This window comes from Streptomyces sp. NK08204, from assembly GCF_020400585.1.
Taxonomy (GTDB): Bacteria; Actinomycetota; Actinomycetes; order Streptomycetales; family Streptomycetaceae; genus Streptomyces.
In genome coordinates, this window is sequence record NZ_JAINVF010000012.1 from 111,156 (window position 1) to 125,331 (window position 14,176).

Annotated in this window: 10 protein-coding genes; 6 read left to right on the top strand and 4 right to left on the bottom strand. The window is 72.9% G+C overall.

Annotated features, from left to right (window positions below; genetic code table 11):
* Nucleotides 1-13: 13 nt before the first annotated feature.
* Nucleotides 14-868 (bottom strand): triacylglycerol lipase, encoded by an 855-nt coding sequence (locus K7G59_RS19995; RefSeq protein WP_225836089.1) that lies wholly within the window; start codon nt 866-868, stop codon nt 14-16.
* A 224-nt stretch (nt 869-1,092) separates the two neighbouring features.
* Between K7G59_RS19995 and K7G59_RS20000 the strand changes: the two genes are divergently transcribed.
* The gene (locus K7G59_RS20000) at nt 1,093-1,509 is read left to right on the top strand and encodes a cobalamin B12-binding domain-containing protein (protein WP_225836090.1); all 417 of its coding nucleotides are present in this window, start codon (nt 1,093-1,095) and stop codon (nt 1,507-1,509) included.
* A 79-nt stretch (nt 1,510-1,588) separates the two neighbouring features.
* On the opposite strand, the gene K7G59_RS20005 is transcribed toward K7G59_RS20000, so the two are convergent.
* Complete coding sequence (locus tag K7G59_RS20005) at nt 1,589-3,283, bottom strand: DUF5691 domain-containing protein (protein ID WP_225836091.1); 1,695 nt, start codon at nt 3,281-3,283, stop codon at nt 1,589-1,591.
* A 55-nt stretch (nt 3,284-3,338) separates the two neighbouring features.
* Complete coding sequence (locus K7G59_RS20010) at nt 3,339-4,712, bottom strand: SWIM zinc finger family protein (protein WP_225836092.1); 1,374 nt, start codon at nt 4,710-4,712, stop codon at nt 3,339-3,341.
* A 133-nt stretch (nt 4,713-4,845) separates the two neighbouring features.
* Here K7G59_RS20010 and K7G59_RS20015 point away from each other — a divergent pair, with 133 nt between their 5' ends.
* The 5 genes from K7G59_RS20015 to sucD all read left to right on the top strand — a co-directional run bounded on the left by K7G59_RS20015 (nt 4,846) and on the right by sucD (nt 12,652).
* Complete coding sequence (locus tag K7G59_RS20015; protein ID WP_225836241.1) at nt 4,846-6,021, top strand: AAA family ATPase; 1,176 nt, start codon at nt 4,846-4,848, stop codon at nt 6,019-6,021.
* On the top strand, nt 6,018-8,480 hold the full coding sequence (locus tag K7G59_RS20020; RefSeq protein ID WP_225836093.1) for a DUF5682 family protein: 2,463 nt from the start codon (nt 6,018-6,020) through the stop codon (nt 8,478-8,480). The genes K7G59_RS20015 and K7G59_RS20020 overlap by 4 nt, the downstream gene beginning before the upstream one ends.
* Nucleotides 8,477-9,745 carry a VWA domain-containing protein gene (locus tag K7G59_RS20025; protein ID WP_225836094.1) on the top strand — a complete coding sequence of 423 codons (1,269 nt, stop codon included), beginning with the start codon at nt 8,477-8,479 and terminating at the stop codon, nt 9,743-9,745. Before K7G59_RS20020 ends, K7G59_RS20025 begins: the two co-directional genes overlap by 4 nt.
* A gap of 813 nt (nt 9,746-10,558) precedes the next feature.
* Nucleotides 10,559-11,740: an ADP-forming succinate--CoA ligase subunit beta gene (sucC, locus tag K7G59_RS20030; protein WP_225836095.1), complete on the top strand. Its 1,182-nt coding sequence runs from the start codon at nt 10,559-10,561 to the stop codon at nt 11,738-11,740.
* 27 nt (nt 11,741-11,767) lie between these two features.
* Nucleotides 11,768-12,652, top strand: a complete 885-nt coding sequence (gene sucD, locus K7G59_RS20035; RefSeq protein ID WP_225836097.1) for a succinate--CoA ligase subunit alpha — start codon at nt 11,768-11,770, stop codon at nt 12,650-12,652.
* A 118-nt stretch (nt 12,653-12,770) separates the two neighbouring features.
* Here sucD and K7G59_RS20040 read toward each other — a convergent pair whose 3' ends face one another.
* A complete protein-coding gene (locus K7G59_RS20040) occupies nt 12,771-14,108 on the bottom strand; it encodes a helix-turn-helix domain-containing protein (RefSeq protein WP_374114256.1) in 1,338 nt (445 codons plus the stop codon).
* Nucleotides 14,109-14,176 lie beyond the last annotated feature (68 nt).

Here is a 14,176-nt window from a genome sequence, read left to right on the forward strand (position 1 = left end):
CGCCGGACCGCCGTCAGGCCACCGTCAGCCCGCCGGTGAGCCGCTCGGCCGCGTGGTGCGCGGCGTCCAGGGCCTCGCGCACGAGGGTCGCGACGGTGGGGTGCACGGGCAGCGTGAGATGCCCGATCCCGGTCACCCGGACGTTGCGTGCGTCGAGGTCAGGGTGGTCGAGGCAGGCAGCCTCCAGCGGGTCCATGATGGGGTCCAGGTCGCTCCAGAAGCTGACGAAGCGCGTGCGGCAGCCGGGCGCGGGCCGTGCCAGCTCCTCGATCACCACCGAGCCGGGCCGCATCTGGCGCACGATCGGATGGGCGTCGGCCAGCGGTGCGACGCGCGTACCCGCGTGCGGCGTCCCCAGGGTCACCAGCGTTCCCACCCGCCGGTCACCGCCCAGGCACTGTACGTAATACCGCGCGATCAGGCCGCCGAGGCTGTGCCCCACGATGTCGACCCGGTCGCTGCACGTGCGCTCGCAGATCTCCTCGACATGCCGACCGAGCAGTTCGGCCGCGGCGCGGATGTCACAGGTGAGCGGTGAGTAGTTGAGTGACTCCACCCTGCGCCCACCGTTCTGGGTCAGGGCGCGGCGCAGCAGCACGAAGACCGAGCGGTTGTCGATGAACCCGTGCAGCAGAACGACCGGCGGGGCGGATCGGACCGGCAACCGCGTGGCGCCGTCCTGCATGGCGGCCACGGCGCAGCGCCGTTCCTGGACGAGGCCGGTCGGATACAGCACGAGGTGGCCGGCGAGGATCGCGGCCTCCAGAGCGGTCGCTTTGAGCAGGGCCATGGACAATCCGGTCAGTCTGCCGGGCCAGAGACGGCGGCAGAGCGGGAGGAAGAGTGGTACTACTCCGGAGACCTTCATGGCCGACCTCCTGTCGGCACCAGGGGGAGGCCTCGCTCCCCCGTGTGCCTTCATGTCCCACCTATGTGATTTCCCCCTCGCTGGGCACCGCAAAACTGCCGCTTGCGAGATGCTGTAGATAACGTTCGTTCACTTTCACGGCGAGTGACGGAACGCGTGAGATGTGCGGTACTTGTCGTTACAACGGAAGCGGTCGCTTCCGTAGTCGGTTGATGGAGGAACTGATGGGTGTGGCAGCCGGTCCGATTCGCGTGGTGGTGGCCAAGCCGGGCCTCGACGGCCACGATCGCGGAGCCAAGGTGATCGCGCGCGCCCTGCGCGACGCCGGTATGGAGGTCATCTACACGGGCCTCCACCAGACGCCGGAGCAGATCGTCGACACCGCCATCCAGGAGGACGCCGACGCGATCGGCCTGTCTATCCTCTCCGGCGCCCACAACACCCTCTTCGCCGCGGTCATCGACCTGCTCAAGGAGCGCGACGCCGAGGACATCGTGGTCTTCGGGGGCGGCATCGTTCCCGACGAGGACATTCCGCCGCTGAAGGAGAAGGGCGTCGCGGAGATCTTCACCCCGGGGGCGACGACCACGTCGATCGTGGAGTGGGTGCGGGGGCACGTGCGGCAGACGGCCGAGGCGTAGCACAGACCGGTCCGTACGGCACTGCGGAGGCGTAGGGCAGGCAGCTCGCGCAGGGCAGCCGGCAGGGCGACCGGCGTGCTCAGCGGCTGTCGGCCGGTTCGAGCTCCTCGGCCATCGCCGCGCGCAGCCGCAAGGTCGTGACCAGCCTCAAGAACGCCTCCGTCCAGTACCCCCCGGCCCCCGGCGAGGCGTCCTCGCGTTCGTCCGGTATCGCCAGCAGGCCGTCCAGGCGGGCGGCCTCGGCCGGGTCCAGGCAGCGCTCCGCCAGGCCCATGACCCCGCTGAAACTCCAGGGGTAACTGCCCGCGTCCCGCGCGATGTCGAGGGCGTCCACCACGGCCCGGCCCAGCGGTGGCGCCCAGGGGACCGCGCACACCCCGAGCAGCTGGAACGCCTCCGACAGGCCGTGCGCCGCGATGAACCCGGCCACCCATTCGGCCCGCTCCCCGGGCGGCAGCGTGCCGAGCAGCTTCGCCCGTTCCGCCAGGGACACCGCCCCCGGCCCGCCGGCCTCCGGTGCCGACGGAGAGCCGAGCAGCGCCTTCGACCACTCCGCGTCGCGCTGCCGCACGGCCGCCCGGCACCAGGCCGCGTGCAGCTCGCCCTGCCAGCCGTCCGTCACCGGCAGCGCCACGATCTCCTGGGGTGTGCGTCCGCCCAGCCGCCTGGGCCAGGTGCCGAGCGGCGCCGCCTCCACCAACTGGCCCAACCACCACGACCGTTCCCCTCTGCCGGTGGGGGGCTTGGCCGTCACACCGTCCCGCTCCATGCCGGTGTCGCACTTGAGGGGGGCCTCCACCGCGATCGCGGGTGCGTCCGCCATGGGATCGAGGGACACGCACCCGGCGGCCCGTACCGCCATGCGCGCGGCGAGCGCCGATTCGGGCAGTGTGGACAGCAACTCAGCCGCGGTGGAGCGGACGTTACGGCTGCGGTCGTCCAACGCCTCTTCAAGGAAGGGCTCGTCGGCCGCGGACAGGCCCGTGCGCAGCGAGTCGAGGAACATCAGCCGGTCCTCCGCCCGCTCCGTCGCCCAGGTCGCCGCCAGCAGCTCCCGCGCGGAGTCGGGCATACGATCCCGCAGCGCGCCCAGCAGGGCGACCCGCTCGGCGAACAGACCCTCCTGCCAGAGCCGCAGGACCGCCTCCTCGTCGCCGAGGTCGGGCAGGACCGCACCGCCACCGGCAGCGGCGCGCAGCGCGAACCGCCAGTCTGGGTTCAGCCGGGCCAGCCACAGCGCGCGCGGCCCGGCGAACGCCAGCGCCGCCGGGCGCAGGTCCGTACGGCCCCGGGCCGCGTCCAGCAGGGCGGGCAGCGCCTGCGGGGGTGCGGCGTACCCGCGGGCGTTTGCCGCCGCCAGCCACTGCGGGAGCAGCTCCATCAGGTCGGGGGAACTGCCCCGGCGGCCACCGCCCGCCCCTGCGGAACGGCCGGCCAGCAGTGTCGCGAGTCTGTGCGCCGCGGCCCGCGGCAGGGCGGGGCGCGGATCCTCGGGCGCCGGCTCCGGCCGCCGTGCGGCCCGCGCGGCGCGCAGGCCCGCCCGCCGCCGTACGGTCGCCAGGGCGGCCATGTCCAGCAGCGCGAGCGGCGCTTCCCGGCCGGGTGCCCGCACGCCGGGTCCGCCGTCGGGCACCGGCCGCCGGTCGGTGCCCAGCAGGGCCGCGGTGAGGAGGTCGTCCCAGGAGGGCGCCGGTGCGGTGGACGCCGTCGCGGTGGATGCCGTGGCGGTGGACGCCGGTGTCGTGGACGCCGTGGCGGCCGTGAGCCCGTTCATGACCGTCCCTTCCGGTGCGGTTGAGGGTCTGTGAGGGTGGCTGACGGGTGGTCCTTCAGCACAGGGTCACCGCCTCGCCCGGACCCTGCGGCCAGGCCGTGAGCGGGGTGAAGCCGCGGTGGCCGCATTCGCCGAAGACCTTGACGGGGGCGCCGCCGGAGAGGGCGACCAGCCGCCACAGGCCGGGGCGGGTGCGGGCGGCCGGGGTGAGCGGAAGTGCCGTGTCCGTGTCCGCGTCCGCCAGTTGCCAGGAGCCCGGCTCGCCGCCCGGGGCCGGCACGACCCGGTCCAGGGTGACGGGGACCGACTCCAGCCAGGGGTCGGCGCGCAGGGCCTCGCCGTAGCGGGCCGCGGCCTCGTCCGTACTCACGCCCGGCGGGCGGATGCCGGCCGGCGCGGGGCGGGTGAACTGCTCGCCCAGGACGGCCCGCGACTGCCCGGCTCCCGCATACGCGGACAGCTCCGCCTCCAGCGCCAGTCCGACCGGCAGTGACAGCTCGGGAGCGCGGCCGGCCGCGCCGTAGGAAAGGAGCAGCCGGGTGTGGCCGGACCCGGCACCGTACAGCCACACCCGGCGCGTCGTCAGCTTCGCGTCCACCGTGTCGTACTGGGCGAGGACCAGCCAGTGGTCGCGCACCGCCGGGCCGTCCGCCGGGGCGGGCAGGCCGAGCCGGGAGCGCACCGTGGCCGCGAGGGCGTCCGGCAGCCGGTCGCGGCGCAGCCAGCCCTGGTCGAGCAGGTGGAGCAGGGCGCACTCCTCCAGCAACCGGGCCGGCCAGCCCGGACCGGAAGCCGGTATCGCCCCCAACTCCCTCACCCGGGCGGCCAGTCCGGGCGCCTGGGCGTCGATCATGCGGGCCGCCGCTTCCTCCCACATCCCGTACCCGGCCTGCTCGGCGGAGGCGAGGCCGCCGCGCAGCAGGTCGGCCAGGCGCTGTTCCAGCTCGGTCGCCCCCGCCGTGATCCGCTCGGCCCGCCGCTCCGCCCGACGTCGAGCCGCCTGCGGATCAGCCGGTCCGGAGGAGGAAGTCCCGCCGTCCTTCTCCCGTTTGCTCTCCGCCCGTCTGCGCCGGCCCGAGAGCCACTCCTCGGCCCAGTCCGGCGGGTCCGCCGGACTGGGCACGGCGCTCTCCGCGCCGCCGTCACCCGCCCACAGCAACAGCAGCCCGAGCGCGTGCTTGCAAGGGAACTTACGGCTCGGACACGTGCACTTGTATCCGGGGCCGGCCGCGTCCGTCAGGTCCACCACCGTCTGGTACGGCCTGCCGCCACTGCCCTTGCACAGTCCCCACACCGTCCCCTCTCCGCAACTCCCGGTCCCCGACCACGGTCCGGCCGCGCCCAGTTTGCTTCCCGCCTTGCGTGACGCGGCGTCAGGCGCCAGCGCCAGCACCTGTTCCGCGGTCCAGCGCACCCCCTGCTGAGTCATGCCAACGACGGTAGATCCCCCCACTGACAATCGGCCCTGCAAGCGCGTTTGTGCAGGTCACGGCGATTGTCAGTGGTGTGGTGCACGGTGGATGGCAGATGTCGTACCGGCCGAGCTGGAGGGGGCCTCAGCCATGTCCGTGTCCGTGGACGCCACGTCCGTCGAACCGAGCCAGCACCACTCCGCGCCCGCGAACGCGGGCCCGTCAGCATCCGCACCCGCATCCGCGGGCGAGGCCCTGCGACCGCACGCCGAGCGCGCCTTCGCCGCCGAACTCGCCGCGCTGGCCGCCCAGGACGACCGCCCACGCCCGGCCCGCTGGAAACTGTCGCCGTGGGCGGTGGCGACCTATCTGCTCGGCGGCACCCTGCCGGACGGGCAGGTGATCACACCCAAGTACGTCGGCCCGCGCCGCATCGTCGAGGTGGCCGTCACCACACTCGCCACCGACCGCGCCCTGCTCCTGCTCGGCGTGCCCGGCACCGCCAAGACCTGGGTGTCCGAACACCTGGCGGCTGCCGTCAGCGGCGACTCCACCCTGCTCGTACAGGGCACCGCCGGCACCCCCGAGGAAGCGATCCGGTACGGCTGGAACTACGCCCAGCTCCTCGCGCACGGCCCCAGCCGGGGCGCCCTCGTGCCCAGCCCCGTCATGCGCGCCATGGCGGAGGGCATGACGGCCCGGGTCGAGGAGCTGACCCGCATCCCGGCCGACGTGCAGGACACGCTGATCACCATCCTCTCCGAGAAGACCCTGCCGATCCCGGAGCTGGGCGAGGAGGTGCAGGCGGTCCGCGGCTTCAACCTCATCGCCACCGCCAACGACCGGGACCGTGGCGTCAACGACCTCTCCAGCGCGCTGCGCCGCCGCTTCAACACCGTGGTGCTGCCGCTGCCGGAGAGTCCCGACGCCGAGGTCGACATCGTCACCCGCAGAGTGGAGCAGATCGGCCGTTCCCTCGACCTGCCGGCTGCGCCCGACGGCATCGACGAGATCCGCCGGGTCGTGACCGTCTTCCGGGAGCTGCGCGACGGCATCACCACCGACGGCCGCACGAAGCTGAAGTCGCCGAGCGGGACCCTGTCCACCGCCGAGGCCATCTCCGTCGTCACCAACGGGCTGGCCCTGGCGGCCCACTTCGGCGACGGCGTGCTGCGGCCGGGCGACGTCGCCGCCGGGATCCTCGGCGCCGTCGTCCGCGACCCGGCGGCCGACCGGGTCATCTGGCAGGAGTACCTGGAGACGGTCGTCCGCGAGCGCGACGGCTGGAAGGACTTCTACCGCGCGTGCCGGGAGGTGAGCGGATGAACGACCCCGCAGGGAGCGAGGCATACGGCCCGGGACCGCTGCTCCTCGGCGTACGGCACCACGGGCCCGGCTCCGCTCGCGCGGTACGCGCCGCCCTGGACGCCGCCCGCCCCGCCGCCGTACTGATCGAGGGCCCGCCGGAGGCCGACGCGCTGATCCCGCTGGCCGCCGACCCGGAGATGCGGCCCCCGGTCGCCCTGCTCGCCCACGCCGTGGACGAGCCCGGCCGCTCGGCGTTCTGGCCGCTCGCCGAGTTCAGCCCCGAATGGGTCGCGATCCGCTGGGCCCTCGACCACGGGGTCCCGGCCCGCTTCATCGACCTGCCGGCCGTGCACACGCTGGCGTGGCAGACGGACGGGGAAGCCGCCGGACACCCCGAGTCCCCAGAGCCCCGACTTCAACCCCCAGAGCCTCAAAGCGAACCCCAGGAGTCCCCAAAACCCCAGGAGCCCCTCGAACCCTCCGCGCCCCCCGAGTCCCGCATCGTCGCCGAGGAGCAACTTCGGGTCGATCCGCTCGCGGTCCTCGCCGAGGCCGCCGGGTACGACGACCCCGAACGGTGGTGGGAGGACGTCGTCGAGCACCGGGGCCCAGGGGAGCGCGCTCCGTTCGCACCGTTCGCCGCCCTGGAGGAGGCGATGGGCGCACTGCGCGAGCGGTACGGCGCCGGCGGGCGGCCCCGGGACCTGGTGCGGGAGGCGCACATGCGGCTCCGACTGCGCGCGGCACGCAAGGAGTTCCGGGACGGGGTGGCCGTGGTGTGCGGCGCCTGGCACGTGCCCGCGCTGCGGGCGAGGGCCACCGTCACCGCCGACCGGGCGCTGCTGAAGGGGCTGCCCAAAGTGAAGGCGGACCTGACCTGGGTGCCGTGGACGCACCGCCGGCTGGCCCGGTCGAGCGGGTACGGCGCGGGCATCGACTCCCCGGGCTGGTACGGGCATCTGTTCCGCGCCCCCGACCGGCCGGTCGAGCGCTGGCTGACCAAGGTGGCCGGACTGCTGCGCGAGGAGGACCGGATCGTGTCGTCCGCGCATGTCATCGAGGCGGTGCGGCTGGCCGGGACCCTGGCGGCGATGCGCGGGCGCCCGCTGCCCGGCCTGAGCGAGACCACCGACGCCGTACGCGCGGTGATGTGCGACGGCTCCGACGTACCGCTGGCCCTGGTGCACGACAGGCTGGTGGTCGGGGACGTGCTCGGAGAGGTCCCGGAGACCGCCCCCGCCGTGCCGTTGCAGCGCGACCTGGGACGGCAGCAGCGCTCGCTGCGGCTCAAGCCGGAGGCGCTCGAGCGCGAGCTGGAACTGGACCTGCGCGGTGACACCGACGCCGGCCGCAGCAGGCTGCTGCACCGGCTGCGGCTGCTCGGCGTCGGCTGGGGGGAGCCCGCGCGGTCGCGGGGCAGCACCGGTACGTTCCGCGAGACCTGGCGGCTGCGCTGGGAGCCGGAGCTGTCCGTGCGGGTCGCCGAGGCGGGCGTGTGGGGGACGACCGTACTCGCCGCGGCCACCGCCAAGGCGGAGGCCGACGCGACGGCCGCGCAGACACTCGCGGAGGTCACCGCCCTCGCCGAGCAGTGCCTGCTCGCCGGCCTGCCGGACGCGCTGCCCAGGGTGATGCGGGTGCTCGCCGACCGCGCGGCCCTCGACACGGACGTCGGTCAGCTCGCCCAGGCGCTGCCCGCCCTGGTCCGATCCCTGCGGTACGGCGATGTGCGGGGCACCGACACGGGCGCGCTGGCCGAGGTCGCGGCGGGCCTCGCCGAGCGGATCTTCGTCGGCCTGCCCCCGGCCTGCGCCGCGCTGGGCGCGGACGCGGCGGACGAGATGCGCGGCCACGTGGACGCCGTGCACACGGCGGTCGGGCTGCTCGCGGAGACCCCGGCCGACGGCCTCGCCGGGGCCCACGGTGACCTGCGCAGCCGGTGGCGTGCCGTGCTGCGCGCCCTGGCCCTGCGGGACACCGTGCCCGGAGTCGTGCGGGGGCGGGCGGTGCGGCTGCTGCTGGACGACGGGGAACTGGAGCCCGGGGAGGCGGCACGCCTGATGGGCCTCGTGCTGTCGCCGGGGACACCGCCTGCCGACGCCGCCGCCTGGATCGAAGGCTTCGTCGGCGGTGGGGGCGGCATGCTGCTGGTGCACGACGAACGGCTGCTCGGCCTGGTCGACACCTGGCTGACCGAGGTGCCGGCGGAGGCGTTCACCGACGTACTGCCGCTCCTGCGGCGCACGTTCTCGGCGTACGAGCCCGGGGTGCGCCGCACCCTGGGCGAACTGGTCCGGCGCGGCCCGGGGCAGGCGAGCGGCCGGACCAGGGATGAGGGCGCGACGCCCGGCTTCGCCGAGGAAGCCGACGCCGAGCGCGCGGAGGCCGTGCTGCCGGTGCTGCGGCTGCTGCTCGGCCTGGACGACACCGAGCCGGAGACGGCCGACGACAACTGCCTCGCGGGGGTGGGTACATGACAACCGAGACAACCGACCCGATCACGACGCATGCGGGCACCGCCGCCGACACCGCCGCCGGCATCACCGCCGACGACACCGGCACCGGCAGCGTCGCGGCGACGCTCACCGCCCCCGGCGACCTGGCGCGGGAGCGGCTGCGGCGCTGGCGGCTGGTGCTCGGCGGCGACCAGGCGGACGGCACCGGGTGCACGTTGTCCGGCCGGGACGCGGCGATGGACGGGACCCTCGCCGCGCTCTACGACAAGAACGCCAAGACGCAGGCGGGGCGGGACCGCTCGGCCGGCCTCGGTGCCTCGGCACCGTCCGTGGCGCGCTGGCTCGGTGACATCCGCACCTACTTCCCCTCCTCCGTCGTCCAGGTCATGCAGCGCGACGCCATCGACCGGCTCGGGCTCTCCGCCCTGCTGCTGGAACCGGAGATGCTGGAGGCGGTGGAGGCCGACGTGCACCTGGTCGGCACGCTGCTCTCGCTCAACAAGGCGATGCCGGAGACGACGAAGGAGACGGCACGGGCGGTCGTGCGCAAGGTCGTCGAGGACCTGGAGAAACGGCTCGCCACGCGCACCCGGGCCACCCTCACCGGCGCCCTCGACCGCAGCGCGCGCATCCAGCGCCCGCGTCACCACGACATCGACTGGAACCGCACCATCGCGGCCAACCTCAAGCACTACCTCCCCGAGTACCGCACGGTCGTGCCCGAACGGCTCATCGGGTACGGGCGGGCCGCGCAGTCCGTGAAGAAGGAGGTCGTCCTCTGCATCGACCAGTCAGGGTCGATGGCGGCGTCCGTGGTCTACGCGTCCGTGTTCGGGGCGGTGCTCGCCTCCATGCGGTCGCTCAGCACCCGGCTGGTCGTCTTCGACACGGCGGTCGTGGACCTCACCGATCAGCTCGACGACCCCGTCGACGTGCTCTTCGGCACCCAGCTCGGCGGGGGCACCGACATCAACCGGGCCCTCGCGTACTGCCAGTCCCGGATCACCCGGCCCGCGGACACGGTCGTCGTGCTGATCAGCGACCTCTACGAGGGCGGCATCCGCAACGAGATGCTCAAGCGGGTTGCGGCCATGAAGGCGTCCGGAGTGCAGTTCGTCGCCCTGCTCGCCCTCTCCGACGAGGGCGCGCCCGCCTACGACCGGGAGCACGCCGCGGCACTCGCGGCGCTCGGCGCACCGGCGTTCGCCTGCACGCCCGACCTGTTCCCCGAGGTGATGGCGGCGGCCATCGAGAAACGACCGCTGCCGATACCGGACGCGGTGTGACGGGGACCCGAAAAGGACGTGGCTACCCATCGGTAAACACTCGCAGGCGTGCGGCGTGCGTCACCGGGCCGGCCGGGCTCTCCGCCGAGGCGGACCGGCCGGGTGCCGCCCTGACGGTGCGGCCGGGCTGACGGTGCGGCCGGGCTGGCGTACGGCGTGGCGACTGAGGCCAGGTCCTTCGTCGCCGGGGTCACCGGCGCGGCCGGACGGACCACTCGCGCAGCGTGCCGGGGGCTTCGCGTACGGCCTCGGCGGCGCGGTGCAGGAGGCCGCGGGCCCGTCGGCCGGGCACGTGGGGACCGGTACCGAGCGGATCGCCCGCTGGGTGCCCCTGGGCAGCGCCCCGGCCCTGACCTCCGGCTCCCGGCACGGGGCTGAGCGCCCCGAACGGCTCCGCGGTGGCCAGGTGGACCCGGACGGCCGAACGCCGCCGTCGGTTCGTCCGGCCGGTGCCCCGCGGCCCTGAGGTCTCACCGGGTGAACCCCGGCCCGGTGGTCTCGCACATCGATCGAACACCCATGAAGACCGGCGAAGGCCGATGAAGACCGGCGAAGACCGGCGAAGACAGGGCGTACGTCACCCACACGGTGGCACGCTGTGTCAGCCATCCCGGCATCATGTGACAGGTATCACCGCTCGGGTGTGACTCGCGATTTAGAGCCCCCACGCAAGCAGAGATAACCTGCGAGACGGACATGCCGCGCGCTCGGACACCGTGTGCGCCTCCCTAGTGACAGCGGACGTCACGTTGCCCTTCGCGGCACGCCCACGCATCCAACGAACCGCGAGATCACTGATAGGGACGGAAGCGCGTGGACCTGTTCGAGTACCAGGCGAGGGACCTCTTCGCCAAGCACGATGTACCGGTGCTGGCCGGTGAAGTCATCGACACGCCTGAGGCGGCGCGCGAGATCACCGAGCGGCTGGGCGGCAAGTCCGTCGTCAAGGCGCAGGTGAAGGTCGGTGGTCGTGGCAAGGCCGGTGGCGTGAAGCTCGCCGCCACCCCGGACGAGGCCGTTGCCCGCGCGACGGACATCCTCGGCATGGACATCAAGGGCCACACGGTCCACAAGGTCATGATCGCCGAGACCGCTCCGGAGATCCTCGAGGAGTACTACGTCTCCTACCTCCTCGACCGTGCGAACCGCACCTTCCTCTCCATCGCCTCCGTCGAGGGCGGCATGGAGATCGAGGAGGTGGCGGCCACCCGTCCGGAGGCCGTCGCCAAGACGCCGATCGACCCGATCGACGGCGTGGACGAGGCCAAGGCCCGCGAGATCGTCGAGGCCGCCAAGTTCCCGGCCGAGGTCGCGGACAAGGTCGTCAACGTCCTGATCAAGCTGTGGGACACCTTCATCAAGTCGGACGCCCTCCTCGTCGAGGTCAACCCGCTCGCGAAGGTCGCCTCCGGTGACGTCATCGCCCTCGACGGCAAGGTCTCGCTGGACGACAACGCCGAGTTCCGTCACCCCGAGTACGAGGAGCTCCACGACAAGGCCGCGGCCAACCCGCTCGAGGCCGCTGCCAAGGAGAAGAACCTCAACTACGTGAAGCTCGAGGGTGAGGTCGGCATCATCGGCAACGGCGCCGGTCTCGTCATGAGCACCCTGGACGTCGTCGCGTACGCCGGTGAGAACCACGGCGGCGTCAAGCCGGCCAACTTCCTCGACATCGGCGGTGGCGCCTCCGCCCAGGTGATGGCGAACGGCCTGGAGATCATCCTCGGCGACCCGGACGTCAAGTCCGTGTTCGTCAACGTTTTCGGTGGCATCACTGCCTGCGACGAGGTCGCCAACGGCATCGTCCAGGCCCTGAAGCTCCTGGAGGACCGCGGCGAGAAGGTCGAGAAGCCGCTCGTCGTCCGTCTCGACGGCAACAACGCCGAGCTGGGCCGGAAGATCCTCACCGACGCCAACCACCCGCTGGTGCAGCGCGTCGACACCATGGACGGCGCGGCCGACAAGGCCGCCGAGCTGGCCCACGCCGCCAAGTAAGCACTCAGGACGAGGACACAACACACCATGGCTATCTGGCTCAACAAGGACAGCAAGGTCATCGTCCAGGGCATGACGGGCGCCACCGGCATGAAGCACACGAAGCTCATGCTCGGCGACGGCACCAACGTCGTGGGCGGCGTGAACCCGCGCAAGGCGGGCACGACCGTGGACTTCGACGGCACCGAGGTACCCGTCTTCGGCACCGTCAAGGAAGCCATCGAGAAGACCGGCGCCAACGTCTCCGTCATCTTCGTGCCGGAGAAGTTCACCAAGGACGCGGTCGTCGAGGCCATCGACGCCGAGATCCCGCTGGCCGTCGTCATCACCGAGGGCATCGCCGTGCACGACACGGCCGCGTTCTGGGCGTACGTCGGCAAGAAGGGCAACAAGACCCGCATCATCGGCCCGAACTGCCCCGGCATCATCACCCCGGGCCAGTCGAACGTCGGCATCATCCCGGGCGACATCACGAAGCCGGGCCGTATCGGCCTGGTCTCGAAGTCCGGCACGCTGACGTACCAGATGATGTACGAGCTGCGTGACATCGGCTTCTCCACCGCCGTCGGCATCGGTGGTGACCCGATCATCGGCACCACGCACATCGACGCCCTGGCCGCCTTCCAGAACGACCCCGAGACCGACCTGATCGTCATGATCGGTGAGATCGGTGGCGACGCCGAGGAGCGCGCGGCTGCGTTCATCAAGGAGAACGTGACCAAGCCGGTCGTCGGCTACGTCGCGGGCTTCACCGCTCCCGAGGGCAAGACCATGGGCCACGCCGGCGCCATCGTCTCCGGCTCCTCCGGCACGGCCCAGGCGAAGAAGGAGGCCCTCGAGGCCGCCGGTGTCAAGGTCGGCAAGACCCCGACCGAGACGGCGAAGCTCGCGCGCGAGATCCTCAGCGCCTGAGCACCTGGCTGAACGCCGACAGGCCGTAGCGCCTTGGCTGAACGCCGGTAGGCCCGTCCCGTTGCCCGGGCGGGCCTACCGGCGTTCTCGCTCGCGACTGCCCTGCGGCCACACGCGTTCACCTCGCCAGCGGCAGCAGCCTGTCCGGGCCGCGCCCCTGCGATCGCTGCAGTTTCGTCCGCAGCGCCAGTTGGGCCTGGGACAGCGGGCCCAGAGCCACCGGCGCCGGAACCCCCTGCACCGCCTGCGCGGGGGCGATCGGGGGTTCGTAGTGCGTCGGTGCCGTCCGCAGCGTGAGTGTCGTCGCGCCGATGATCGTGACCGTGAAGGCGATGGCGGCCCGGGTCCAGAACACGTTGCGGCGTTCGCTGCCGTCGCGCACCGCCGGCGGTTCGGCCGAGCGCAGTCGCTCCGTGGAGGCCAGTTCGGCCAGGCGTCGGTGCAGTGCCGCGGCGTCGGCCAGCTCCGGCAGCCGCGCTGCCAGCGTCTCGCGGGCGTGGGTGAGCCGGTTCGCGGCGGCCGGCGTGCTCGCCTCCGTCTCCGCCGCCGTCTCCGGCAGGCCGAGGCCGACGCCGTCGTAGAGGACGAGCGTGCGCCGGTACGCCGACGGAAGTGTCAGCAGTGCGTGCAGCAGCACCCGGTCGGCGGGGGTGGCGGGCGGCGGATCCGGGGCGCGGTGGCGCGGGCGGAACCGGTGCCAGGGGGAGAGGGCGTAGTCGTGCGCCGCAGCCCGTACCCACCCGGCCGGGTCCCGGTCCCGGGCCACCTCCGGCCAGCGCTGCCACGCCAGATGGAAGGCCCGCTCCACGGCCTCCCGGGCCAGCTCCCGACGCCCGGTGAGCAGGTAGGTCTGGCGTACGAGGGCGGGTGCGCAGAATGCGTACAGCGCATCGAAGGCATGAGCAGGCGTCAGCGGCCCGTCCGCCATCGATGGCCCGGGACCGGCGCTCGGTTCCTGACCGCCCGGGGTTTCCGGGCCGTCCGATGACCCCCGACCAGCCATCGGTCCCTGACCGCCCGGTGTTTCCTGACTGCCCGGTGTTTCCTGACCGCCTGCTGTTTTCGGACCGCCTGCTGTTTTCTGACCGTCCGATGGCACCCGCCTACCCGCCGGTCCCTGACCGTCCGATGGGCCCTGCCTACCCGTCGGTCCCTGACCACCCGTCGGCCTCTGGCCGTCCGTCGGTTCCTGGCCACCCGTCGGCCTCTGGCCGTCCGTCGGTTCCTGACCACCCGTCCATCCGGCAAACGTGGCCAGCAGCTGCGCATACGCCTCGCCCGCGCTTCCGCCCGGCGTGTCACGGCCCTTCTCCCAGGCGCGTACGGTCGCGCGGCTGACGCCAAGTTGCGCGGCGACCTGGGCCCGCGTCAGCGACCGCGACTCGCGCAGTCGTCGACGTTCCTTCGGCGGCGGCAGCGGGCTGGCAGGGCTCAGTGTCACCGGGCGCCCCTCCATACGGAAAATACCATAAACATATATTGGGCGACACATCGGTGCTTCGCCCGTTACAACGGGAAATCGCG

Coding starts and splice junctions, on each gene's coding strand:
- K7G59_RS20005 (WP_225836091.1), bottom strand. CDS start 3,283: ATGAACGGGCTCACGGCCGCCACGGCGTCCACGACACCGGCGTCCACC.
- K7G59_RS20010 (WP_225836092.1), bottom strand. CDS start 4,712: ATGACTCAGCAGGGGGTGCGCTGGACCGCGGAACAGGTGCTGGCGCTG.
- K7G59_RS20040 (WP_374114256.1), bottom strand. CDS start 14,108: ATGGAGGGGCGCCCGGTGACACTGAGCCCTGCCAGCCCGCTGCCGCCG.
- K7G59_RS20025 (WP_225836094.1), top strand. CDS start 8,477: ATGACAACCGAGACAACCGACCCGATCACGACGCATGCGGGCACCGCC.
- K7G59_RS20020 (WP_225836093.1), top strand. CDS start 6,018: ATGAACGACCCCGCAGGGAGCGAGGCATACGGCCCGGGACCGCTGCTC.
- sucD (WP_225836097.1), top strand. CDS start 11,768: ATGGCTATCTGGCTCAACAAGGACAGCAAGGTCATCGTCCAGGGCATG.
- K7G59_RS20000 (WP_225836090.1), top strand. CDS start 1,093: ATGGGTGTGGCAGCCGGTCCGATTCGCGTGGTGGTGGCCAAGCCGGGC.
- K7G59_RS20015 (WP_225836241.1), top strand. CDS start 4,846: ATGTCCGTGTCCGTGGACGCCACGTCCGTCGAACCGAGCCAGCACCAC.
- K7G59_RS19995 (WP_225836089.1), bottom strand. CDS start 868: ATGAAGGTCTCCGGAGTAGTACCACTCTTCCTCCCGCTCTGCCGCCGT.